At 70.4% G+C, this 22,489-nt stretch carries 22 protein-coding genes; 18 read left to right on the forward strand and 4 right to left on the reverse strand.

The window, feature by feature from the left end; all coding sequences use genetic code 11:
- The first annotated feature begins 10 nt into the window (after positions 1 to 10).
- From ACZ7GJ_RS04860 to ACZ7GJ_RS04925, 14 genes are all read left to right on the forward strand, one after another.
- A complete protein-coding gene (locus tag ACZ7GJ_RS04860; protein WP_356649338.1) occupies positions 11 to 658 on the forward strand; it encodes an L-threonylcarbamoyladenylate synthase in 648 nt (215 codons plus the stop codon).
- Entirely contained in the window at positions 655 to 1,284 is a 630-nt protein-coding gene (locus tag ACZ7GJ_RS04865) for an arsenate reductase/protein-tyrosine-phosphatase family protein (protein WP_470749437.1), read from the forward strand. The genes ACZ7GJ_RS04860 and ACZ7GJ_RS04865 overlap by 4 nt, the downstream gene beginning before the upstream one ends.
- 276 nt (positions 1,285 to 1,560) lie before the next feature.
- The gene (locus tag ACZ7GJ_RS04870) at positions 1,561 to 2,793 is read left to right on the forward strand and encodes a serine hydroxymethyltransferase (RefSeq protein ID WP_470749439.1); all 1,233 of its coding nucleotides are present in this window, start codon (positions 1,561 to 1,563) and stop codon (positions 2,791 to 2,793) included.
- A 101-nt stretch (positions 2,794 to 2,894) separates the two neighbouring features.
- Complete coding sequence (locus ACZ7GJ_RS04875; RefSeq protein WP_470749653.1) at positions 2,895 to 4,229, forward strand: MraY family glycosyltransferase; 1,335 nt, start codon at positions 2,895 to 2,897, stop codon at positions 4,227 to 4,229.
- A gap of 274 nt (positions 4,230 to 4,503) precedes the next feature.
- The gene (locus ACZ7GJ_RS04880; RefSeq protein ID WP_470749441.1) at positions 4,504 to 4,941 is read left to right on the forward strand and encodes a hypothetical protein; all 438 of its coding nucleotides are present in this window, start codon (positions 4,504 to 4,506) and stop codon (positions 4,939 to 4,941) included.
- Positions 4,942 to 5,181: 240 nt separating this feature from the next.
- Positions 5,182 to 5,991 (forward strand): F0F1 ATP synthase subunit A, encoded by an 810-nt coding sequence (gene atpB, locus ACZ7GJ_RS04885; protein WP_470749655.1) that lies wholly within the window; start codon positions 5,182 to 5,184, stop codon positions 5,989 to 5,991.
- A gap of 80 nt (positions 5,992 to 6,071) precedes the next feature.
- On the forward strand, positions 6,072 to 6,296 hold the full coding sequence (atpE, locus tag ACZ7GJ_RS04890) for an ATP synthase F0 subunit C (protein WP_175461222.1): 225 nt from the start codon (positions 6,072 to 6,074) through the stop codon (positions 6,294 to 6,296).
- Positions 6,297 to 6,338: 42 nt separating this feature from the next.
- Positions 6,339 to 6,881 carry a F0F1 ATP synthase subunit B gene (locus ACZ7GJ_RS04895; protein ID WP_365922317.1) on the forward strand — a complete coding sequence of 181 codons (543 nt, stop codon included), beginning with the start codon at positions 6,339 to 6,341 and terminating at the stop codon, positions 6,879 to 6,881.
- Positions 6,878 to 7,693, forward strand: coding sequence for a F0F1 ATP synthase subunit delta (locus ACZ7GJ_RS04900; RefSeq protein WP_470749443.1), 816 nt, complete (start codon positions 6,878 to 6,880; stop codon positions 7,691 to 7,693). Before ACZ7GJ_RS04895 ends, ACZ7GJ_RS04900 begins: the two co-directional genes overlap by 4 nt.
- 129 nt (positions 7,694 to 7,822) lie before the next feature.
- Positions 7,823 to 9,418, forward strand: a complete 1,596-nt coding sequence (gene atpA, locus ACZ7GJ_RS04905) for a F0F1 ATP synthase subunit alpha (protein ID WP_470749445.1) — start codon at positions 7,823 to 7,825, stop codon at positions 9,416 to 9,418.
- A gap of 20 nt (positions 9,419 to 9,438) precedes the next feature.
- The gene (locus ACZ7GJ_RS04910) at positions 9,439 to 10,356 is read left to right on the forward strand and encodes a F0F1 ATP synthase subunit gamma (protein WP_365922323.1); all 918 of its coding nucleotides are present in this window, start codon (positions 9,439 to 9,441) and stop codon (positions 10,354 to 10,356) included.
- A complete protein-coding gene (gene atpD / locus ACZ7GJ_RS04915) occupies positions 10,356 to 11,798 on the forward strand; it encodes a F0F1 ATP synthase subunit beta (RefSeq protein ID WP_470749447.1) in 1,443 nt (480 codons plus the stop codon). The genes ACZ7GJ_RS04910 and atpD overlap by 1 nt, the downstream gene beginning before the upstream one ends.
- 137 nt (positions 11,799 to 11,935) lie before the next feature.
- Entirely contained in the window at positions 11,936 to 12,310 is a 375-nt protein-coding gene (locus tag ACZ7GJ_RS04920) for a F0F1 ATP synthase subunit epsilon (RefSeq protein WP_280916174.1), read from the forward strand.
- 122 nt (positions 12,311 to 12,432) lie between these two features.
- On the forward strand, positions 12,433 to 12,879 hold the full coding sequence (locus ACZ7GJ_RS04925) for a DUF2550 domain-containing protein (RefSeq protein ID WP_365922327.1): 447 nt from the start codon (positions 12,433 to 12,435) through the stop codon (positions 12,877 to 12,879).
- Between the two features lie 149 nt (positions 12,880 to 13,028).
- Here ACZ7GJ_RS04925 and ACZ7GJ_RS04930 read toward each other — a convergent pair whose 3' ends face one another.
- The 3 genes from ACZ7GJ_RS04930 to ACZ7GJ_RS04940 all read right to left on the reverse strand — a co-directional run bounded on the left by ACZ7GJ_RS04930 (position 13,029) and on the right by ACZ7GJ_RS04940 (position 16,935).
- Complete coding sequence (locus ACZ7GJ_RS04930) at positions 13,029 to 14,918, reverse strand: glycosyl hydrolase family 18 protein (RefSeq protein ID WP_470749450.1); 1,890 nt, start codon at positions 14,916 to 14,918, stop codon at positions 13,029 to 13,031.
- A gap of 158 nt (positions 14,919 to 15,076) precedes the next feature.
- On the reverse strand, positions 15,077 to 15,733 hold the full coding sequence (locus tag ACZ7GJ_RS04935) for a response regulator (protein ID WP_470749452.1): 657 nt from the start codon (positions 15,731 to 15,733) through the stop codon (positions 15,077 to 15,079).
- Complete coding sequence (locus ACZ7GJ_RS04940; RefSeq protein WP_470749454.1) at positions 15,730 to 16,935, reverse strand: sensor histidine kinase; 1,206 nt, start codon at positions 16,933 to 16,935, stop codon at positions 15,730 to 15,732. Before ACZ7GJ_RS04940 ends, ACZ7GJ_RS04935 begins: the two co-directional genes overlap by 4 nt.
- Before the next feature lie 171 nt (positions 16,936 to 17,106).
- Between ACZ7GJ_RS04940 and ACZ7GJ_RS04945 the strand changes: the two genes are divergently transcribed.
- Positions 17,107 to 17,655: a hypothetical protein gene (locus ACZ7GJ_RS04945; RefSeq protein ID WP_470749456.1), complete on the forward strand. Its 549-nt coding sequence runs from the start codon at positions 17,107 to 17,109 to the stop codon at positions 17,653 to 17,655.
- A 28-nt stretch (positions 17,656 to 17,683) separates the two neighbouring features.
- Here ACZ7GJ_RS04945 and ACZ7GJ_RS04950 read toward each other — a convergent pair whose 3' ends face one another.
- The gene (locus ACZ7GJ_RS04950) at positions 17,684 to 18,256 is read right to left on the reverse strand and encodes a cob(I)yrinic acid a,c-diamide adenosyltransferase (RefSeq protein WP_470749458.1); all 573 of its coding nucleotides are present in this window, start codon (positions 18,254 to 18,256) and stop codon (positions 17,684 to 17,686) included.
- A 192-nt stretch (positions 18,257 to 18,448) separates the two neighbouring features.
- Here ACZ7GJ_RS04950 and ACZ7GJ_RS04955 point away from each other — a divergent pair, with 192 nt between their 5' ends.
- From ACZ7GJ_RS04955 to ACZ7GJ_RS04965, 3 genes are all read left to right on the forward strand, one after another.
- Positions 18,449 to 19,297 carry a 3-hydroxyacyl-CoA dehydrogenase family protein gene (locus ACZ7GJ_RS04955; protein ID WP_365922339.1) on the forward strand — a complete coding sequence of 283 codons (849 nt, stop codon included), beginning with the start codon at positions 18,449 to 18,451 and terminating at the stop codon, positions 19,295 to 19,297.
- 203 nt (positions 19,298 to 19,500) lie between these two features.
- Positions 19,501 to 19,824: an STAS domain-containing protein gene (locus ACZ7GJ_RS04960; protein WP_030153791.1), complete on the forward strand. Its 324-nt coding sequence runs from the start codon at positions 19,501 to 19,503 to the stop codon at positions 19,822 to 19,824.
- 178 nt (positions 19,825 to 20,002) lie between these two features.
- The gene (locus tag ACZ7GJ_RS04965) at positions 20,003 to 22,312 is read left to right on the forward strand and encodes an ATP-binding protein (RefSeq protein WP_470749461.1); all 2,310 of its coding nucleotides are present in this window, start codon (positions 20,003 to 20,005) and stop codon (positions 22,310 to 22,312) included.
- Positions 22,313 to 22,489 lie beyond the last annotated feature (177 nt).

Genomic DNA, 22,489 nt, shown 5'->3' on the forward strand with positions numbered 1-22,489 from the left:
AGGCCCGCTGATGGCCCGGCGATACGACTGCAACGACGCGACGGACCGCAAGACGGGTCTGCGCGAAGCCGCATCCGCCGTGCGCCGCGGCGAGCTCGTCGTGCTGCCCACCGACACCCTGTACGGGATCGGCGCGGACGCCTTCAGCGCCGAGGCCGTCGGTGACCTGCTCGCCGCCAAGGGGCGCGGCCGCAACATGCCCACCCCCGTCCTCATCGGCTCCCCGAACACCCTGCACGGCCTGGTCACGGACTTCTCCGAGCAGGCCTGGGAGCTCGTCGACGCCTTCTGGCCGGGCGCGCTGACGCTCGTCGCCAAGCACCAGCCGTCGCTGGCGTGGGACCTGGGGGAGACCCGCGGGACCGTCGCCGTACGGATGCCGCTGCACCCCGTCGCGATCGAGCTGCTGACCGAGGTCGGGCCGATGGCGGTGTCCTCGGCGAACCTGACCGGGCACCCGGCGCCGGAGGACTGCGACGCGGCCCGCGAGATGCTGGGGGACTCCGTCTCCGTCTACCTGGACGGTGGTCCGACTCCGGGGATGCAGCCGTCGTCGATCGTCGATGTCACCGGGAAGGTTCCCGTCCTGCTGCGGGAGGGGGCGCTGACCGCGGAGCAGCTGCGGGAGGTCGTACCCGACCTCGAGGTGGCCCCGTGAGCCCTGAGGGGCGTGGCATAGCGAGCAACACTTTCCGCATACTCCACGTCAGCACCGGCAACGTGTGCCGCTCGCCCATCACCGAGCGGCTGACGCGGCACGCCCTGTCGCACCGGCTGGGCGGGCTGGTCACGGGCGACCTCATCGTGGAGAGCGCCGGGACGTGGGGGCACGAGGGTGCCCCGATGGAGGCGAACGCGGCGGCAGTGCTGGCGGACTTCGGCGCGGACGCCTCCGGCTTCATGGGGCGGGAGCTGCTCGACGAGCACGTCATACGGGCGGACCTGGTCCTCACGGCCACGCGCGACCACCGCGCGCAGGTCATCTCGATGGGCCACTCGGCGGGGCTGCGCACCTTCACGCTGAAGGAGTTCACCCGGCTGGTCCGGGCGATAGACCCGGCGACGCTGCCGCCGCTGGACGACGGCATGGCCGAACGGGCGCGCGCGCTGGTCCGCGCCGCCGCCGCCCTGCGGGGCTGGCTGCTGGCGCCGTCGCCGGACGCGGACGAGGTGTACGACCCGTACGGCGCGCCGATCACCTTCTTCCGCTCGATCGGCGACGAGATCAACCAGGCCCTGGAGCCCGTGGTCACGGCCCTGACGGGCGTCACCGCCTCGCGCTAGGCCGGTCGGCCAGTGCGTCACCGTCGGCCGGAGGCCGGCGCAGCGGGCCGAAGCCCGGGAGGCCCCTGGGGCCGAGCGGTGCGAGGGACGCGATGAAAGAGGGGCTCAACCAGGCCCTGGAGCCCGTGGTCACGGCCCTGACGGGCGTCACCGCTTCCCGCTGACGTCCGGGCGCGGTCCGGGGCGGGGAAAGCGGGGACGCGCCCGTGGGGCGCCCGGGGCGGGCGCGGCCTACAGTGGCTGGTACCGGTAGCCCCACTGTGCGGGAGTCGTGCCATGAGCGTCATGACCCAGGCCTCGGACGTCCTGCGGCAGCAGGATCCGCAGATGGCCGACATCCTCGCGGGGGAGCGGCAGCGGCAGGCCGGGACGCTCCAGCTGATCGCCGCGGAGAACTTCACCTCGCCCGCCGTGCTCGCGGCGCTCGGCTCCACGCTCGCCAACAAGTACGCCGAGGGCTACCCCGGCGCCCGGCACCACGGCGGGTGCGAGTACGCCGATCTGGCCGAGCGGATCGCGGTCGAGCGGGCCACGGCGCTGTTCGGCGCCGAGCACGCCAACGTGCAGCCGCACTCCGGTTCCTCCGCAGTGCTGGCCGCGTACGCAGCCCTGCTGCGGCCCGGGGACACCGTCCTGGCCATGGGCCTGCCGTACGGGGGCCACCTCACCCACGGGTCGCCGGCGAACTTCTCCGGCCGCTGGTTCGACTTCGTCGGGTACGGGGTCGACGCGGAGACCGGGCTCATCGACTACCTCCAGGTCCAGGAGCTGGCGCGCGCGCACCGGCCCAAGGCGATCGTCTGCGGGTCGATCTCCTACCCCCGCCACCCCGAGTACTCCGCGTTCAGGGAGATCGCCGACGAGGTCGGGGCGTACCTGATCGCCGACGCCGCCCACCCGATCGGGCTGGTCGCCGGCGGGGCCGCCCCGAGCCCCGTCCCGTACGCCGACATCGTCTGCGCGACCACCCACAAGGTGCTGCGCGGTCCGCGCGGCGGGATGGTGCTGTGCGGCGCCGAGTTCGCCGAGCGGGTCGACCGGGCGGTGTTCCCCTTCACGCAGGGCGGCGCCCAGATGCACACCATCGCCGCCAAGGCCGTGGCCTTCGGGGAGGCCGCCGGTCCCGCGTTCACCTCGTACGCGCACCGGGTGGTGGCCAACGCGCGGACCCTGGCCGACGCGCTGGCCGGCAGCGGCTTCACCGTGACGACCGGCGGCACCGACACGCACCTGATCACCGCCGACCCCGCGCCCCTGGGCCTCGACGGGCCGACCGCCCGGGGCCGTCTCGCCGCGGCGGGGATCGTGCTGGACACCTGCGCCCTCCCGTACGGGGACCAGCGCGGGATCCGGCTCGGCACGGCTGCGGTGACCACCCAGGGGATGGGGGAGCCGGAGATGGGCCGGATCGCGGCCCTGTTTGCGCAGGCGCTGCACGGGGAAGCCGCGAAAACCCGTGCGGAGGTCAATGAGCTGGCGATGGAATTTCCCCCGTACGGGGAGCAATAGGGGCGAGAGGGGCGTACCGCAACCGGGATACCGCCACCTTGCGTCCTCGATACCGACTGCATCGCAGCTAGTGTGTGGGGCTGAGATGGCCGGCGATACATCTGGGGCAGCCCGTGCGTGAATATCTGCTGACGCTTTGCGTCACGGTCGCGGTGACCTACCTGCTCACCGGGCCCGTGCGGAAGTTCGCGATCGCGGCCGGCGCGATGCCGGAGATCCGCGCCCGCGACGTCCACCGCGAGCCCACGCCGAGGCTGGGCGGCATCGCGATGTTCGGCGGGCTGTGTGCGGGTCTCCTGGTCGCGGACCACCTGCAGAACCTCAACGGCGTCTTCGAGCTGTCGAACGAGCCGCGGGCCCTGCTCTCCGGTGCGGCCCTGATCTGGCTGGTCGGCGTGCTCGACGACAAGTTCGAGATCGACGCCCTGATCAAGCTCGGCGCACAGATGATCGCCGCCGGTGTGATGGTCATGCAGGGGCTGACCATCCTGTGGATCCCCGTCCCGTGGATCGGGACGGTCGCGCTCACCCAGTGGCAGGGCAACCTGCTGACGGTGGCCCTCGTCGTGATCACCATCAACGCGGTGAACTTCGTGGACGGCCTCGACGGCCTGGCCGCCGGCACGGTCTGCATCGCGGCCTGCGCCTTCTTCCTCTACGCCTACCGCATCTGGTTCGGCTACGGCATCGAGGCGGCCGCGCCCGCGACCCTCTTCGCCGCGATCCTCATGGGCATGTGCCTGGGCTTCCTGCCGCACAACATGCACCCCGCCCGCATCTTCATGGGCGACTCCGGGTCGATGCTGATCGGCCTGGTGCTGGCCGCCTCGGCGATCTCCATCACCGGGCAGGTGGACCCCGACACGATGGCGCTGTTCGCGGGCGGCGAGCGCAACGCGACGCACGCGATGCTCCCGGTCTTCATCCCGCTGCTGCTGCCCCTGACCATCATCGCCATCCCGATGGCCGACCTGATCCTGGCCATCGTCCGGCGCACCTGGAAGGGCCAGTCCCCGTTCGCGGCCGACCGCGGGCACCTGCACCACCGGCTGCTGGAGCTCGGCCACTCGCACAGCCGCGCGGTGCTGATCATGTACTTCTGGTCGGGGCTGATCGCCTTCGGCGCGGTGGCGTACTCGGTGCACTCCGCCTCGATGTGGATCGTGCTCGCCATCGCCGGGCTGAGCGCCCTGGGCCTGGTCCTGCTGCTCCTGCCGCGCTTCACCCCGCGGACCCCGCGGTGGGCGGAGGCACTGGTCCCGCCGCGCTACCGGCACGCCGAGCGGGCCGCAGAGGCGGCCCTGCAGGAGGCCACGGCCGCGGAGCCGGAGCCCGTACGGCCGGTCGCGGCGGGTGTCTCCGGCGTCAACGGGGCGACCGCCGTAGGCCCCCGTTCGCGCTTCCCCGACCGGCGTAAGGCCGAATCCTCGCGCTGACGTCCGGGGTGCATGTCCGACATGCACCCCCTTTACCAGGCAAGCCCGTTAGCTGTCGTGCACACACGCGCAGGGTCACTCTCATGTGTGACAGTCAGCACACCCAGCAGGTAAAGCTCTCATCAAATAGTTTGTGATACCGTTCACTAAACCCGGCGACAGAGCCGAAGGACCGTAGTGCGACGGTCCATTGGCCCGAGGGTCCCCCTCGAACCGGGCTTACGCTCGTCCCGTACGAGTCCCGTGCCCCCACCACCACGCGGAGCAAACCGCCATGCGGTCAGACGATGTCCGATCCCTCCTGCAAACCGCTGTGCCCACAGCTGCGGCCGGCGCTCTAGCCGCCGTCATCTGCGCCGTGGCTGTCGGTGGCAAGGGGGCTCTCGGTGCTGTCATCGCGACGCTGGTCGTGATCCTCTTCATGGGTGTCGGGGCCGTGGTCCTGCAGCGCACGGCGAAATCACTACCGCACCTGTTCCAGGCCATGGGGCTGATGCTCTACACGGCCCAGATCCTGCTGCTCTTCGTCTTTCTCGCCGCGTTCAAGAACACGACACTGTTCCACCCCCGGTCCTTCGCGATCACGCTCGTCGTCGCCACCCTCGTGTGGATCGGCGTTCAAACCCGTGTTCACATGAAGGCCAAGATCCTCTACGTCGAACCGGACTCGACCAAGGGCGAAAAGCCCGAAAATTCGGGGCCGAAGCCGTGAGGGGTAGGGGCGGAATAAATGGGCGTTCGAGATCCTGCTATCGTCCGGTTCCAACTGCGGCACTGCGGGCGCGGGCATCTGAGCTGACGCCTGTTCCATCGCGAGGCTCGATGCCTGACTGCCGCCCCACCATCCGTAACACCAGTCCAGTGCCGAACCGCGGCTGCGCGCCGCGCCGACACAACGAGGTTGCCGTACCTATGCGCCACGCTGAAGGAGCCCGCGGTGAGTGCTGCTGACATGACGCTCGCCTTCGATATCAACTGTCATTTCGAAGACGGCACTGGCTGCGGCTTCCCGGGCCCGACCCTGTACTCGTTCCTGTTCAAGCCGATCTTCGGTGACGCGGACACGAACCTGTACTTCAACAAGACGATGCTCCTCGCCCTGCTGGGCTCGGTCGTCATCGTCGGCTTCTTCTGGGCCGCGTTCCGGAAGCCGAAGGTCGTCCCGGGCAAGCTCCAGATGGTCGCCGAGGCGGGCTACGACTTCGTACGCCGCGGCATCGTCTACGAGACGCTCGGTAAGAAGGAAGGCGAGAAGTACGTCCCCTTCATGGTCGCGACGTTCTTCTTCGTCTGGATCATGAACCTGTGGTCGATCGTGCCGCTCGCCCAGTTCCCGGTGACCGCCGTCATCGCGTACCCGGCCGGCCTCGCCCTCGTCATCTACGTCATGTGGATGTCGGTGACCTTCAAGCGCCACGGCTTCGTCGGCGGCTTCAAGAACATCACGGGCTACGACAAGTCCCTCGGCGCGATCCTGCCGATGGTCATGGTGATCGAGTTCTTCTCGAACGTCATCGTCCGCCCCTTCACCCACGCGGTCCGACTGTTCGCGAACATGTTCGCCGGTCACACCCTGCTGCTGCTGTTCACCATCGCCAGCTGGTACCTGCTGAACGGGATCGGCATCGCGTACGCGGGCGTCTCGTTCGTCATGGTGATCGTGATGACCGCATTCGAACTCTTCATCCAGGCTGTCCAGGCGTACGTCTTCGTCCTCCTGGCCTGCAGCTTCCTGCAGGGCGCAATCGCCGAGCACCACTGAGCGACCACCGCTCCTGCAACCCCCCCGAATCGTCCGGTGGCCAACCCCCACCGGTCCATGAAAGAGAAGGAAGAACTGGCATGTCCCAGACCCTTGCTGCTGTCGAAGGTTCCCTCAGCTCCGTCGGTTACGGTCTCGCGGCCATCGGCCCGGGCGTCGGCGTCGGCATCATCTTCGGTAACGGCACCCAGGCGATGGCCCGTCAGCCCGAGGCTGCCGGTCTCATCCGCGCCAACCAGATCCTCGGCTTCGCCTTCTGTGAGGCGCTCGCCCTCATCGGTCTGGTCATGCCGTTCGTCTACTAAGACGAACCCAACGACTAGTCCGTACCGACGAAAGGCACTGATGTGAACCTCCTGGTTCTCGCGGCCGAGGAGCCTGGTAACCCCCTCGTTCCGCCGATCCCCGAGCTCGTCATCGGTCTGATCGCCTTCGTCATCGTCTTCGGTCTCCTCGCGAAGAAGCTCCTCCCGAACATCAACAAGGTTCTGGACGAGCGCCGCGAGACGATCGAGGGCGGTATCGAAAAGGCAGAAGCCGCTCAGACCGAGGCCCAGAGCGTCCTGGAGCAGTACAAGGCCCAGCTCGCCGAAGCCCGGCACGAGGCCGCGCGCCTGCGCCAGGAAGCGCTGGAGCAGGGCACTGCGCTCAAGGAAGAACTGCGCGCAGAGGGCCAGCGGCAGCGTGAGGAGATCATCGCTGCCGGCCACGCCCAGATCGAGGCCGACCGCAAGGCCGCCTCTCAGGCGCTCCGTCAGGACGTTGGCAAGCTCGCCACCGACCTGGCCGGAAAGCTCGTCGGCGAGTCCCTCGAGGACGCCGCCCGACAGAGCCGCACGATCGACCGTTTCCTCAGCGAGCTCGAGGAGAAGGCCGAGGCCGCCCGATGAACGGAGCGAGCCGCGAGGCGCTGGCCTCCGCGCGCGAGCGTCTCGACGCGCTGACGGACAACACGTCCGTCGACGCGGCGAAGCTCGCCGGTGAGCTGGCTGCCGTCACCGCGCTGCTCGACCGTGAGGTCTCGCTGCGTCGGGTCATCACGGACCCGGCGCAGTCCGGCGAGGCCAAGGCCGAGCTGGCCGGGCGCCTGCTGGCGGGCCAGGTGGGCGGGGAGACCCTCGACCTGGTGTCCGGCATGGTCCGGTCCCGCTGGTCGCAGTCCCGTGACCTGGTGGACTCGCTGGAGCAGCTGGCGTCCACCGCCGACCTCACGGCGGCCCAGCAGAGCGGTGCTCTCGACGACGTCGAGGACGAGCTGTTCCGCTTCGGCCGGATCGTGTCGTCGAACACCGAGCTGCGCGCCGCGCTGACCGACCGGTCGGCCTCCGTCTCCGCCAAGAGCCAGCTGCTGCACAGCCTGCTCGGCGGCAAGGCGAACGCCGTCACCGAGCGTCTGGTCACGCGTCTCGTCACGCACCCGCGTGGACGTAGCCTGGAAGCGGGACTCGAGTCCCTCTCCGTGATCGCCGCGGAGCGCCGCAACCGCATGGTCGCCACCGTGACCACCGCGGTTCCGCTCAGCGACGTTCAGAAGCAGCGTCTCGGCGCGGTGCTGGCCAAGCTGTACGGCCGCCAGATGCACCTGAACCTCGACGTGGACCCCACGGTCCTCGGCGGGATCGTGGTGCGGGTCGGCGACGAGGTCATCGACGGCACCATCGCGGACCGCCTCGCCGAGGCGTCCCGCCGCATGGCCGGCTGACCAGCCACCAATAGAACAACGCATTCCTAGCGGCCCGGTTGGGCCGTGCAGAACTTGCAGAAGATTCCTGGGGGTCAACCCCAGACCCCTAAGAAGCTTCAGGCCCAACAAGGAGAGCAGGGAACCCAGATGGCGGAGCTCACGATCCGGCCGGAGGAGATCCGGGACGCACTGGAGAACTTTGTCCAGTCGTACCAGCCGGACGCGGCCTCGCGCGAGGAGGTCGGAACGGTCAGCGTTGCCGGCGACGGCATCGCGAAGGTGGAGGGCCTGCCCTCCGCCATGGCGAACGAGCTGCTGAAGTTCGAGGACGGCACCCTCGGTCTCGCCCTCAACCTCGACGAGCGCGAGATCGGTGCGGTCGTCCTCGGCGAGTTCAGCGGTATCGAGGAGGGCCAGCCGGTGCAGCGCACCGGTGAGGTTCTCTCCGTAGGCGTCGGCGAGGGCTACCTCGGCCGCGTCGTCGACCCGCTCGGCAACCCGATCGACGGTCTCGGCGAGATCGCGACCGAAGGCCGCCGCGCCCTCGAACTGCAGGCCCCGGGCGTCATGGTCCGTAAGTCTGTGCACGAGCCGATGCAGACCGGCTACAAGGCGATCGACGCGATGGTGCCGGTCGGCCGTGGCCAGCGTCAGCTGATCATCGGTGACCGTCAGACCGGCAAGACCGCTCTGGCCGTCGACACGATCATCAACCAGCGTGACAACTGGCGCTCCGGCGACGTGAACAAGCAGGTTCGCTGCATCTACGTCGCCATCGGCCAGAAGGGCTCGACCATCGCGTCCGTTCGCGGCGCCCTGGAAGACGCCGGCGCGCTCGAGTACACGACGATCGTCGCCGCCCCGGCGTCCGACCCGGCCGGCTTCAAGTACCTGGCGCCGTACACCGGTTCCGCCATCGGCCAGCACTGGATGTACGCCGGCAAGCACGTCCTGATCATCTTCGACGACCTGTCGAAGCAGGCCGACGCCTACCGCGCCGTGTCGCTGCTGCTGCGCCGCCCGCCGGGCCGTGAGGCCTACCCGGGTGACGTCTTCTACCTGCACTCCCGTCTGCTGGAGCGCTGCGCGAAGCTCTCCGACGACATGGGTGCCGGTTCGATGACCGGTCTGCCGATCGTCGAGACCAAGGCGAACGACGTGTCGGCGTTCATCCCGACCAACGTCATCTCCATCACCGACGGCCAGTGCTTCCTCGAGTCCGACCTGTTCAACGCGGGCCAGCGCCCGGCGCTGAACGTCGGTATCTCGGTCTCCCGCGTCGGTGGCTCCGCCCAGCACAAGGCCATGAAGCAGGTTTCCGGCCGTCTGCGCCTGGACCTCGCCCAGTACCGTGAGCTGGAGGCGTTCGCCGCCTTCGGTTCCGACCTGGACGCTGCCTCGAAGGCCTCGCTGGAGCGCGGCAAGCGCCTGGTCGAGCTGCTGAAGCAGGGCCAGTACCAGCCGATGCCCGTCGAGGAGCAGGTCGTCTCCGTCTGGGCCGGCACCACCGGCAAGATGGACGACGTCCCGGTCGTCGACATCCGTCGCTTCGAGTCGGAGCTGCTGGAGCACCTGCGCCGCGAGCGCAAGGACCTCCTCACCTCCATCGCCGACGGCGGCAAGATGTCGGACGACACCCTGGGCTCGATCGCCGACGCGATTGCCGCCTTCAAGCGGCAGTTCGAGACCTCGGACGGAAAGCTCCTGGGCGAGGACGTGCCGGCCGTCAACGTCTCCAAGTGACGACGGAAGGGACCTGACTCATGGGAGCGCAGCTCCGGGTCTACAAGCGTCGCATCCGTGCCATCACGGCGACCAAGAAGATCACCAAGGCGATGGAGATGATCGCCGCCTCGCGCATCGTCAAGGCGCAGCGCAAGGTGGCGGCATCGATGCCGTACGCGACCGAGCTCACCCGTGCGGTGACCGCGGTGGCGACCGGCTCGAACACCAAGCACGCCCTGACCACCGAGGTCGAGGCGCCGACCCGGGCCGCGATCGTGCTCATCACGAGCGACCGCGGTCTGGCCGGCGGCTACTCCTCGAACGCCATCAAGCAGGCGGAGCGGCTCACCGAGCGGCTTCGCGGCGAGGGCAAGGAGGTCGACACGTACATCGTCGGCCGTAAGGGTGTCGCCTACTACGGCTTCCGCGAGCGCAAGGTCGCGGATTCGTGGACCGGCTTCACCGACAGCCCGGCCTACGCCGATGCCAAGCGCGTCGCGGGACCGCTGATCGAGGCCATCCAGACGGAAACGGCCGAGGGCGGCGTCGACGAGCTGCACATCGTCTACACGGAATTCGTGTCGATGATGACGCAGAACGCGGTGGACGGCCGGATGCTGCCGCTCAGCCTCGACCAGGCTGCGGAGGAGAGCGGTACGAAGGGCGAGATCCTTCCGCTGTTCGACTTCGAGCCGTCGGCGGAGGACGTCCTCGACGCCCTGCTGCCGCGCTACGTCGAGAGCCGCATCTACAACGCACTGCTGCAGGCCGCTGCTTCCGAGCACGCTGCCCGCCGCCGCGCGATGAAGTCGGCGACCGACAACGCCGGGGATCTCATCAAGAGCCTCTCCCGGCTTGCCAACGCGGCCCGCCAGGCCGAAATCACCCAGGAAATCAGCGAGATCGTCGGTGGCGCCAGCGCCATGGCAGACGCGACCGCGGGGAGTGACAAGTAATGACGACCACTGTTGAGACGGCCGCCGCCACGGGCCGCGTCGCCCGGGTCATCGGCCCGGTCGTCGACGTGGAGTTCCCCGTCGACGCCATGCCCGACATCTACAACGCGCTGAAGGTCCAGGTCTCCGACCCGGCCGAGGACGGCGCGCTGAAGACGCTGACCCTTGAGGTCGCCCAGCACCTGGGTGACGGCCTGGTCCGCACCATCTCCATGCAGCCCACCGACGGTCTGGTCCGCCAGGCCCCGGTGACCGACACGGGCGAGGGCATCACCGTCCCCGTCGGTGACTTCACCAAGGGCAAGGTGTTCAACACCCTCGGTGAGGTGCTGAACTACCCGGAGGAGAACGCCAACGTCACCGAGCGCTGGCCGATCCACCGCAAGGCCCCTCGCTTCGACGAGCTCGAGTCGAAGACCGAGATGTTCGAGACCGGCGTCAAGGTCATCGACCTTCTCACCCCGTACGTCAAGGGTGGAAAGATCGGTCTGTTCGGTGGTGCCGGTGTCGGCAAGACCGTTCTGATCCAGGAAATGATCTACCGCGTCGCCAACAACCACGACGGTGTGTCGGTCTTCGCGGGCGTCGGTGAGCGTACCCGTGAGGGCAACGACCTCATCGAGGAAATGGCCGACTCGGGCGTCATCGACAAGACGGCGCTTGTCTTCGGCCAGATGGACGAGCCCCCGGGCACCCGTCTTCGCGTCGCGCTTGCCGGTCTGACCATGGCGGAGTACTTCCGCGATGTGCAGAAGCAGGACGTGCTCTTCTTCATCGACAACATCTTCCGTTACACCCAGGCCGGTTCCGAGGTCTCCACGCTGCTCGGCCGCATGCCGTCCGCAGTGGGTTACCAGCCGAACCTGGCTGACGAGATGGGTCTGCTGCAGGAGCGCATCACCTCGACCCGCGGTCACTCGATCACCTCGATGCAGGCGATCTACGTCCCCGCGGACGACCTGACCGACCCGGCGCCGGCCACCACCTTCGCCCACCTCGACGCGACGACGGTTCTTTCCCGTCCGATCTCCGAGAAGGGCATCTACCCGGCCGTGGACCCGCTGGACTCGACGTCCCGCATCCTCGACCCGCGGTACATCGCGGCGGACCACTACGCCACGGCGATGCGCGTCAAGGGGATCCTGCAGAAGTACAAGGACCTCCAGGACATCATCGCGATCCTCGGTATCGACGAGCTGGGCGAGGAGGACAAGCTCGTTGTCCACCGTGCCCGTCGTGTCGAGCGCTTCCTGTCGCAGAACACCCACGTCGCCAAGCAGTTCACCGGCGTGGACGGTTCGGACGTTCCGCTCGACGAGTCGATCACCGCGTTCAACGCGATCTGCGACGGTGACTACGACCACTTCCCCGAGCAGGCGTTCTTCCTGTGCGGTGGCATCGAGGACCTGAAGGCCAACGCCAAGGAGCTGGGCGTCTCCTGATCCGGCGCGCTCCTCGGAGCGCATCCGGTTCGCAGGACCACGGAGAGGGGCGGGTGTGTCCCGTCCCTCTCCCCACGCCCATTAGAATTTGACCCAACACCCGGCTGAACCGCCGGGTGGTGACCCGAGGAGCCACCTTGGCTGCTGAGCTGCACGTCGAGCTGGTCGCGGCGGACCGCAATGTCTGGTCCGGCGAGGCCACCCTTGTTGTCGCCCGCACCACGTCCGGCGACATCGGCGTCATGCCCGGTCACCAGCCGCTTCTCGGTGTGCTGGAATCGGGCCCGGTGACCATCCGTACCAGCGAGGGCGGCACTGTCGTCGCCGCGGTGCACGGCGGATTCATCTCGTTCGCGGACAACAAGCTGTCCCTGCTGGCCGAGATCGCCGAGCTCGCGGACGAGATTGACGTCCAGCGGGCGGAGCGGGCACTGGAGCGCGCGAAGTCGGAGGCCGATGCGGCCGCCGAGCGTCGCGCCGATGTCCGGCTGCGCGCGGTCACGGGGCACTGAGCCCCGTACCGAACAGGTTTGATACCTCAGCCGCGGTCCGTTCCGGAATTTTCCGGAGCGGGTCGCGGCTGAGGCGATGCAGGTCCGTTTTTCGCATTCGATGAGCGAGGAGGTCGGTGAAGATGCTCCTCGCTCTGCTTGTGAGCGGCCTGGTCGTAGCCCTGGTGGTGATCGGGCTCTTTGTCTTCGGGCTGCGCCGCAGGCTGATCCAGCGTTCCGGTGGGACCTTCGACTGCAGCCTGCGCTGGGGCGTGGCCGAGGAGCCCGACATCTCCGGCAAGGGCTGGGTCTACGGGGTCGCTCGCTACGGAGGCGACCGGATCGAGTGGTTCCGCGTGTTCTCGTACTCGCCGCGGCCGCGCCGGGTGCTGGAGCGCTCCGCCATCGAGGTGCTCGCACGCCGGGCCCCCGAGGGCGAGGAGGAGCTCGCGCTGCTGTCCGACGCCGTCGTGCTCGGCTGTTCCCACCGGGGGACCCGCCTGGAGCTGGCGATGAGCGAGGACGCGCTGACCGGATTCCTGGCCTGGCTGGAGGCGGCGCCTCCCGGCCAGCGGGTGAACGTGGCCTGAGGCCGGCGGGCCGGATCGTCCCCGCCGGACGGAGTCCGGCGCAGCGGCGCGAAGCCGGGGAGGCCCCCGGGGGCCGAGCCGTGCGAGTGGTGCGTCAAAAGGAAGAAGCCGGGGAGACGGGGGCGGACCCGTCTCCCCGGCTTCGGTCCTTACTGGAGCCCGGTGTGGATCGCGTTCGCCAGCTCACCGTTGGTGGTGTCGCCGCTGAACTCCCAGAAGAAGGCGCCCTTGAGGCCCTGCTGCTTGGCCCAGGTCATCTTCCCGGCGATCGTGGCGGGGGTGTCGTAGCTCCACCAGTTGCTGCCGCACTTGGCGTAGGCCGTGCCGGCGACGGTGCCGGTGGAGGGGCAGCTGTTCTTGAGCACCTTGTAGTCCTCGATGCCCTGCTCGTACGTGCCGGCCGCCGGTCCGGTAGCGGTGCCGCCGGGGGTCGCCTGGGTGACGCCCGTCCAGCCGCGGCCGTAGAAGCCGATGCCGAGGTTGAGCTTGGAGCCGGGGATGCCCTTGCCCTTGAGCTTGGTGATGGCGGCCTCGGAGTTGAAGCCGGCGATCGGGATGCCGGCGTACGAGGTGAGCGGGGAGTGCGGGGCGGTCGGGCCCTTGGCGTCCCACGCGCCGAAGAAGTCGTACGTCATGACGTTGTAGAAGTCGACGGACTGCGCGGCGCCCGCGTAGTCGGCGAGGTCGAGCTTGCCGCCGTTGGAGCCGTCGGCGGAGATCGCGGCGGTGACGAGGTTGGAGCCGCCGAACTTGGTGCGCAGTGCGGACATCAGGTTCTTGAAGGAGGCGGCGCCGCTGGTGTCGCAGGACAGGCCGCAGGCGTTGGGGTACTCCCAGTCGATGTCGACGCCGTCGAACACGTCGGCCCAGCGCGGGTCCTCGACCAGGCTGTAGCAGGAGTCGGCGAAGGCGGCCGGGTTCGCCGCGGCCTGGCCGAAGCCGCCGGACCAGGTCCAGCCGCCGAAGGACCACAGGATCTTGATGTGCGGGTACTTCGCCTTCAGCTTGCGCAGCTGGTTGAAGTTGCCGCGCAGCGGCTGGTCCCAGTTGTCCGCGACGCCGTCGACGCTCTGGTCGGCGGTGTAGGCCTTGTCGTAGTCGGCGTACGCGTCACCGATGGTGCACTTGCCGCCCGTGACGTTGCCGAAGGCGTAGTTGATGTGGGTGATCTTCGCGGCGGAGCCGGAGGTGACCAGGTTCTTCACGTGGTAATTGCGGCCGTAGACGCCCCACTCGGTGAAGTAGCCGAGCTTGACCTTGCCGCCCGGGTCCGGGGGCGTGGTGCCGCCGGGGGTGGTGACCGACAGGGTGGCGGCGGGACCGGTCTGGTCGATGGTGTCGCGGGCGGTGACCGAGTAGGCGTACGTCGTGCCCTTGGTCAGGCCGGAGTCGCCGTAGCTGGTGCCGGTGACGGTCGCGATCTTGGCGCCGCCGCGGTAGACGTCGTAGTTCTTGATGCCCTTGTCATCGGTGGCCGCCGACCAGGAAAGGGTCAGGCCGGTCTCGCTGACGTTGCTCGCGGCGAGGTTGCCGGGGGCGGAGGGCGGGTTGTCCCCGGGCTGGGTGGTGCCGTCGCAGGCGCCGCCGTTGACCTTGCAGCCGCTGGGGGCGCCCGGGCCGGTGCCGTTGAAGCCGAAGCTGATGCTGGCCCCGGGGGAGAGGGTGCCGTTCCAGCCGACGTTCTTGCCCGTCCAGTGGGTGCCCGAGCTGGTGACGGTGGCGTCCCAGGCCGAGGTGACCGAGGTGCCGGCCGGGTAGTCCCACTCCACCGTCCAGCTGGTGAGGGTGGTGGTGCCGGTGTTCTTCACCGTCCACTTGCCCTCGAAGCCGGAGCCCCAGTCGGACACCTTGGTGTAGGTCGCGGTCGCCGAAGCGGCGGCCTCGGCGGGTCCGGCGAGGGCCACCAGCCCGGCGATGGGCAGGGACAGGCAGGCCACGGCCGCGGCCACTCTTCGGAACAGTCGTACGCGTCGTGGGGGTGCTGTGCTCAAGGGTGCTCCTCCGTAGGTCCGTCGCGGCCGTGGGGCCGACTGCGACATGGGGGTGGGACCTGCGCCGCTCGTGAGCACGCTTTGTCATGGCACGCTCACCACAGTGTTGCGGTGAGCGTAGAAAGGTCTGGACCAAGCGTCAAGAGGTCCAGACCTCCGGGCGAAAGCGGCCCCAGTACGGTTCCAGCAGCCCTCAACGTCCTTGCCTAGAGGCCGAGTTCCTGCGCAAGCACCGCCGCCTGCACCCGGCTGCGCAGCTCCAGCTTCGCCAGCAGCCTGCTGACGTGCGTCTTCACCGTCGCCTCCGCCATCTCCAGGCGCACCGCGATCTCCGCGTTCGCCAGCCCCTCGCCCAGGCAGCCCAGCACCTCCCGCTCGCGCGGGGTCAGCGAGGCCACCGCCGCGGCCGTCCCCTCGGGCACGGGCGCCCGTACGGCCGTGCGCGGGGCCGCGAACTCGGCGATCAGCCGCCGGGTCACCGCCGGGGCGATCAGGCCCTCCCCCCGCGCGACGGTCCGTACCGCCGCGATCAGCTCCGCCGCGTCCGCGTTCTTCAGCAGGAAGCCGGCAGCGCCCGCGCGCAGGGCGCCGAAGACGTACTCGTCCAGGTCGAAGGTGGTCAGCACCAGGACGTCCGCCAGCCCCTCCGCGACCACCTGGCGGGTAGCCGAGACCCCGTCCAGCCGCGGCATCTGCACGTCCATGAGGACCAGGTCCGGCCGCAGCTCCCGGGCCAGGCGCACCGCCTCCTCGCCGTCCGCCGCCTCGCCCGCCACCTCGATGTCGCCCGCGCTGCGCAGGATCAGCACCAGTCCGGCCCGTACCGCGTTCTGGTCCTCCGCCACCACGACCCGGATCGTCATTCGCGTACCGCCTTCTCCTCCGCGGGCAGCGCCGCCCGCACCCGCCACACCGATTGCGCGGGGCCGGCCGGGCCCGCGAAGAACTCCCCGCCGAGCAGCTCCGTCCGCTCCCGCATGCCGATCAGCCCGGACCCGGAGCCGGGCGCGCGGGGGCCGGGGCGCTCCCCGTACGGGGAGTCCACCTGCACGGTCAGCACCCCGCCTCCCGCGCCGGGGCCGCGGGTCACCCGGACCGTGACCGTGCCGGGAGTCGCGTGCTTGAGGGCGTTGGTCAGCGACTCCTGCGCGATCCGGTACGCCGCCAGCTCCACCGGGGTGGGCAGCGGCCGGCCGGGGGGCCGCTCGTCGTGGAGTACGAAGTCCAGCCCGCTCGCGGAGCCGTTCGTACGGGCTTGGCGGAGCAGGGCGTCCAGAGCGTCGAGCGAGGGCACGGCCACCGCCTCCTGCTCGGCGCCCGCCTCGCGCAGTAGTCCGATCAGACGGCGCATTTCAGCCAGACCCTGAACGCTGTTCTCCCGGATCACCCCGAGCGCCTCGCGGCTCGTCGCGGGGGAGTCGATGGAGAGCGCGGCGGTGGAGTGGATGGCGATGGCGGACAGATGGTTGGCCACCATGTCGTGCAGCTCCCGGGCCATCCGGGCCCGCTCGGCGACCACCGCCTGCGCCCGGTCCATCTCGGCCAGAAGCGCGGTCTGATCGGCGCGCAGCCGGGCGGCGACGGCGGCCTCGCGGTGGTTGCGCAGGGTGGCGCCGGTCAGGGCCGGGCCGAAGCTGATGAGGCCCGTGATCACGCCGATCAGCAGGGCCTGCGGGGTGCGCAGCCAGCTCACGGCGCCGATCGTGACGGCGATGCTGATCAGGCCGGTGGTCACGGGGAGCCGGCGGGCCATGGCGGGTTTGCCGTAGACCACGGCCGCGTACATCAGGTCCGTGAAGATCAGGACGGTGGCCAGATTTCCCACCGTGAACTGGTCGGCGATGAGCCCGAGGGTGCCGACGGACAGGGTCACCCGGGGCGCGGACCGGCGTACGAGCTCCAGCGCCCCGAGGGTCACCAGCGGGACCAGGGCGGCCCAGTCGGGGAAGAAGTGCCGGCTGCCGTTGCTGTGCACCCCGAGCGACCACAGCAGCAGGCCCGCGAGCACGCTGACCACGGCGAGCAGGACGTCGTCGCGGTGGGGCCGCGGGAGCTTCGGGGTCACGGTCCCATCCAACACGGTGGGACGGCGCGGGGCCTCCACACCCGGACGGAGTCCGACTACATCGAAGGATGCAGCCGCCTTTCGTCACGGCGGACGACGAACCGGGCCGGATCGGGCGGGAGCCTGGGAGGGAACCGGGGGAACGCAAGACCTGATTGAACGGAGAGTCCCGTGATCGTCGCACTGATCATCGCCTGCGAGGTCGGCTTCTGGGTGCTACTGGCCGCCGGGCTGACGCTGCGCTACGTCGCGAAGATGCCCAGGGCGGGGGCGGCGCTGCTGCTGTGCGAGCCGATGCTCGAACTCGTCCTGCTGGTCGTCACCACGCTCGACCTCAAGAACGGCGCCGCGCCGGACTGGAAGCACGGACTCGCGGCCCTGTACATCGGCTACACCGTGGCCTTCGGCCACTACACCGTGAAGTGGCTCGACGGCCACGCCGCCCACCGGCTGGCCGGCGGCCCGAAGCCGGCCGGCCCCGGGTACGGCAAGGCGCGCGCCGCCCACGAGTGGAAGCTGTGGATCCGGACCGTCCTCGCCGCGGCGGTCGCGATCTGCCTGCTCCAGATCGCCGTCTGGTACGTCGGCGACGCGGGCGACGTCTCCTCCCTCCAGGGCTGGCAGTTCGCCGCCCTGCGGGTGGTCGGCATCCACGCCCTGATCGCCGTCGGCTACACGATCTGGCCGAAGAAGGCCCCGGTGGGCGCCGACGCGTCGTAGTGCCGACGCGTCCTGGCGCCGGCGCCGCCTAGCGGTCGCCGCCGGGCACCCAGAGCACGTCCCCGACCTCCTTGTTGGCCGTACGCGCCAGGATGAACAGGAGGTCGGAGAGGCGGTTCAGGTAGGTGGCCGTGAGCGGGTTCATCACCTCGCCGTGCACCTCCAGCGCCGCCCACGTCGAGCGCTCCGCGCGCCGGACCACCGTGCAGGCCTGGTGGAGCAGGGCAGCGCCGGGGGTGCCTCCGGGCAGGATGAAGCTGCGCAGCTTCTCCAACTGCTCGTTGAAGGCGTCGCAGTCGGCCTCCAGCTTGTCGATGTAGAACTGCTCGACGCGCAGCGGCGGGTACTCCGGCTTCTCCACCACCGGGGTGCACAGGTCGGCGCCGACGTCGAACAGGTCGTTCTGCACACGGACCAGGACTTTCACGACCTCCTGCGGCAGCGAGCCGAGGGCGATCGCCGTCCCGATGGCCGCGTTCGCCTCGTTGGCGTCGGCGTACGCGGAGATGCGCAGGTCGGTCTTCTGCGTACGGCTCATGTCGCCCAGGGCGGTCGTGCCCTTGTCGCCGGTGCGGGTGTAGATGCGCGTGAGGTTCACCATGCCGCCAGCGTAGTGCGGGCCAACTGCGGGCCTCCGGCGCACTGCTGGGCCGTATCAGTGTGATGTCCGTCATCTGAGACGTGACGCGTGTTACTTCGCGGTCACACCGCCCCTCACTGACGCTAGTCTCCGCCGGAGAGGCCATGAGACGGCCTTGTCGAGCTGGGCCGTATGAAGAACATGGGGTGTGCAGTGGCTGGGAAGCTTGCCGTCATCGGTGCCGGGCTGATGGGTTCCGGGATCGCTCAGGTCTCCGCTCAGGCGGGCTGGGACGTCGTCCTGCGCGATGTCACCGACGCCGCCCTGACCCGGGGCACCGACGGGATCAAGGCCTCGTACGACAAGTTCGTCTCCAAGGGCAGGATGACCGCCGAGGACGCCGAGGCGGCCCTCGCCCGGATCACCACGACGACCGACTTCGACGCGGTCGCCGACGTCGACATCGTCGTCGAGGCCGTCTTCGAGAAGCTCGACGTCAAGCACGACATCTTCCGCACGCTGGACGAGCTGGTGCGCGAGGACACGGTCCTCGCCTCCAACACCTCCGCCATCCCGATCACCAAGATCGCGGCCGTGACGAAGCGCCCCGAGCGGGTCGTCGGCGCGCACTTCTTCTCGCCCGTCCCGATGATGCAGCTGTGCGAGCTGGTGCGCGGCTACAAGACGAGCGACGAAACCCTCGCCACCACGCGCGCGTTCGCCGAGTCCGTCGGCAAGACCTGCATCGTCGTCAACCGCGATGTCGCCGGCTTCGTGACGACCCGTCTGATCTCCGCGCTGGTCGTCGAGGCCGCCAAGCTGTACGAATCGGGCGTGGCCTCGGCCGAGGACATCGACATCGCCTGCAAGCTCGGCTTCGGGCACGCCATGGGGCCGCTGGCCACCGCCGACCTCACCGGCGTCGACATCCTGCTGCACGCCACCAGCAACATCTACACGGAATCGCAGGACGAGAAGTTCGCGCCGCCGGAGCTGATGCGCCGGATGGTGGACGCCGGCGACCTCGGTCGCAAGAGCGGGCAGGGTTTCTACAAGCACTGAGGGCGCGAGGGGCGCCGCGGATGCCCTGCCAGTCCAGGGCCCGCGGCGTGCCGCTGTTCGAATGCCCGCACCCCTCCGGGTGAATTAGGTATCGGTTCGCTCACGGTCGGCAACTTCCCTGCCCCCGAGGCAGTCAGTTGCAGTGAGAGTTGCCGACCACGGACCAGTCGGACCAAACGTACGCAGTACCGCCGGGAGCACACATGCACATCAGGGGCGACCACGCCGAACTCGCTGTCGGGGGCCGCCTCGACGTGCGCAGCGCGGCGGACGCCCGTACGGCCCTGCACACCGCCCTCGACGACGGTCACGGCGACCTCGTGCTGGACCTCACCGGGCTCGACTCCTGGGACGCGACCGGCCTCGGCGTGATCATGGGCGCGCACCGGCGCGCGGGCCGGACCGGCCGCCGACTCGTCCTGCGCGGGGTGCCCCCGCAGATGCAGCGACTGCTCGTCGCCACCCGGCTGCACCGGATCCTCGCGATCGAGGGCGGCCTGGAAGCGGAGTCCCTCCCGCGCGTGTGAACCCGCGACCGGTTTCCTGCGGAAACGTAACGTTCCGGTCGTGAAGGCCCCCAGCGGTTCCGGCGCGCCCGGCCACGGTCTAGGGTTCGGGCGGAAACCGGACCAGTAGCGAGAGCGGCGTGTGCGAAGGCCGGGCGGAACGACGGCGACGACGCGCGCGCGATCGGGGGACTGAGTCATGGACCACACACAGGTGCCGACGGATCCGGCGGAGCAGCCCGCACGGGTGGTCACGCTGACCGCCGGTGACTTCACCCTCACCGTGAACCCCGTCGACGGCAGCGAGATCGAGCCGCACCGCCCGGGAGCCGCAACCGGCCGCCCCGCCAAGCGCACGTCCGCCGACCGAGCTGCCCGCGAAGCCGCCGCCCGGCCCCCCGTCCCGCCGCTGCCCGTGGGCACCGCCGCCGTGGCGCGGCTGCCGCTGGGGCGCGACGAGGAGCGCGAGCGGCTCGTACGGCTGCTCGCGCGCGGCCGCTCCGTACGCCTCACGGGTCCCGCCGGGTCCGGGCGTACGACGCTGCTCGACGCGGTCGCGGCCGAGTGCGGGAACCTGGCGCCCGACGGGGTGGTACGGCTCTCCGCGTACGGGCACCAGCAGCCCGGCGAATTGCTCCACGCGCTGTACGCGGCCGTCCACGAGACCACCGGGCGGCCCGACCGCGCCGAACTCCTCGCGCGCGTAAGGGAGATCGGTGCCATCGTCCTGTTGGACGACCTCGACATGGGCGGTCCCGCGCTCGACGAGCTGCTGCGGGCCACGCCGGAATGCGCCTACCTGCTCGCGGCCACCCCCGACACCCGGGCCCCCTCCGACGACTCGCACCTGGAGGAGGTCTTCCTCGGCGGTCTCGCGCGCGCCGACTGCACGGCCCTGCTGGAGGCGGGCGTCGGGCGGGCGCTCACGGACGCGGAGACGGCCTGGGCGGAGGACCTGCGGTTCGCCTCCGAGGGGCTGCCGCTGCGCTTCGTACAGGCCGCCGCGCTGCTGCGGCAGCGCGACGAGCTCAACCGCAGGACCGACGAGGACGAGGACGAGGAGCCCGGCGTCTTCGAGGAGCGGCCGCGCGATGCCGCCTTCGTACCGCTGCCCACGCTGGCCGAGGGCGCGGCCCCGGCCGAACTGCTGGCCTCCCGGGTCAGTGAGTCCGCGCGGGCGGCGCTGCGGATCGCGTGCGCGCTCGGCGGAGAACTGCCGCACCACGCGCACCTGCCGGCGCTGGTCGGGGACACGCACGCCGACACCGCGGTGGGGGAGCTGCTCGACTGCGGGCTCCTGACCCCCGTCGGGACGCGCTACCGGCTGGCCGCCGGGGTCGCGCGACAGCTGGACGAGGCCGGGTACGGGGACACGGCGGCCGAGGAGGCCCGTACGGCCGCCCGGCACTACGCGTGGTGGACCGGCCACACCTCGGTGACCCCCGGGCGGGTCGCGGCCGAGGCGGACGCGGTGCTCGCGGCGCTGGCCGGCGCCGATGTGGTGGCGGCCGTACTGCTGGCGCGGACGGCGGCCCCGGCGTTCGCGGCCTCGCTGCACTGGGAGGCGTGGGAGCGGGTGCTGCGCTCGGGCGCCGAGGCCGCGCGCAAGGCCGGGGAGGTCGCGGAACAGGCCTACTTCCACCACGAGCTGGGCGTCCTCGCGCTGTGCGAGGGGCGGCTCGACCGGGCGCGCGCGGAGCTGGAGGCTTCGATCGGGCTCAAGGGCGCGCTGGCCGACAAGCGGGGGACCGTGGCCGGGAGGAGGGCGCTGGCGCTGGTCGCCGACCGCGAGGCGGCGGGGGTGGAGGTGTCGCCTCCGCTGCGGCTGGAGGCGCCGGTGGCCGCGCCGGCAGCTGCGCCGGCCGTGTCGAAGCCGAGCCCGGCGCCGGTCGCTGCCGCGTCGGCCTCGGCCTCGGAGGCGGTGACGACGGTGGTTCCGGTGGTGGCCCCGGCCACGGCGCGGGTTGCCGTGCCGGCGACGCTGGCGGAGGTGTTCGAGGACGCGTTCCCGCTGACTCCGCAGCCCCCGCGGGTGGAGCGGACGCCGGAACCGCAGCCCCGGCCGTTCCCGCGCCGCAAGACGGTCCTGCTGGCGGGGGCGGGCGCGGTGACGGTCGCCGTGCTCGGCACGGTGGTGGCGCTGGCGATGGGCTCCTCGGACCCCTCCACGCCGCCGGCGCAGGGGCCGGGGATATCCACGACCCCGACGCCGCCGGTGGTGCCGGGGACCAGCGGGAACGATCCTGCACCGGATCCGGGCGCGTCCGCGTCTGCGTCCGCCTCGGAGTCGGGTACGCCGGAGGAGCCGTCGCTGACGCCGTCCGCGACCCCGTCGTCGCGTACGACCCCGTCGCGCAAGCCGTCCTCGAAGCCCCCGACCAAGCCGTCCTCGACCCCGCCGACGCAGGACCCGACCCCCCCGACGCCGACGGAGACGGCCACGACCCCGCCGACGTCCCCGACCGCGACCCCGACGGAGACCCCGGCCAACACCCCGCCGGGCACCTGACCGAGCCCCGCGCCTCAAACGCCGGCGGGGCTGGATGAGCGTCTGCCGCGCCGCTGCCGGGGGCCAGCCCCCGGACCCCTGCGCCTCAAACGCCGGCGGGGCTGGATGAGCGTCTGCCGCGCCGCTGCCGGGGGCCAGCCCCCGGACCCCTGCGCCTCAAACGCCGGCGGGGCTGGA

Source organism: Streptomyces sp. NPDC037242 (assembly GCF_055604165.1).

Coding starts and splice junctions, on each gene's coding strand:
- ACZ7GJ_RS04860 (WP_356649338.1), top strand. CDS start 11: ATGGCCCGGCGATACGACTGCAACGACGCGACGGACCGCAAGACGGGT.
- ACZ7GJ_RS04870 (WP_470749439.1), top strand. CDS start 1,561: ATGAGCGTCATGACCCAGGCCTCGGACGTCCTGCGGCAGCAGGATCCG.
- ACZ7GJ_RS04880 (WP_470749441.1), top strand. CDS start 4,504: ATGCGGTCAGACGATGTCCGATCCCTCCTGCAAACCGCTGTGCCCACA.
- atpB (WP_470749655.1), top strand. CDS start 5,182: ATGACGCTCGCCTTCGATATCAACTGTCATTTCGAAGACGGCACTGGC.
- atpE (WP_175461222.1), top strand. CDS start 6,072: ATGTCCCAGACCCTTGCTGCTGTCGAAGGTTCCCTCAGCTCCGTCGGT.
- ACZ7GJ_RS04900 (WP_470749443.1), top strand. CDS start 6,878: ATGAACGGAGCGAGCCGCGAGGCGCTGGCCTCCGCGCGCGAGCGTCTC.
- atpA (WP_470749445.1), top strand. CDS start 7,823: ATGGCGGAGCTCACGATCCGGCCGGAGGAGATCCGGGACGCACTGGAG.
- ACZ7GJ_RS04910 (WP_365922323.1), top strand. CDS start 9,439: ATGGGAGCGCAGCTCCGGGTCTACAAGCGTCGCATCCGTGCCATCACG.
- atpD (WP_470749447.1), top strand. CDS start 10,356: ATGACGACCACTGTTGAGACGGCCGCCGCCACGGGCCGCGTCGCCCGG.
- ACZ7GJ_RS04925 (WP_365922327.1), top strand. CDS start 12,433: ATGCTCCTCGCTCTGCTTGTGAGCGGCCTGGTCGTAGCCCTGGTGGTG.
- ACZ7GJ_RS04930 (WP_470749450.1), bottom strand. CDS start 14,918: ATGTCGCAGTCGGCCCCACGGCCGCGACGGACCTACGGAGGAGCACCC.
- ACZ7GJ_RS04935 (WP_470749452.1), bottom strand. CDS start 15,733: ATGACGATCCGGGTCGTGGTGGCGGAGGACCAGAACGCGGTACGGGCC.
- ACZ7GJ_RS04950 (WP_470749458.1), bottom strand. CDS start 18,256: ATGGTGAACCTCACGCGCATCTACACCCGCACCGGCGACAAGGGCACG.
- ACZ7GJ_RS04960 (WP_030153791.1), top strand. CDS start 19,501: ATGCACATCAGGGGCGACCACGCCGAACTCGCTGTCGGGGGCCGCCTC.
- ACZ7GJ_RS04965 (WP_470749461.1), top strand. CDS start 20,003: ATGGACCACACACAGGTGCCGACGGATCCGGCGGAGCAGCCCGCACGG.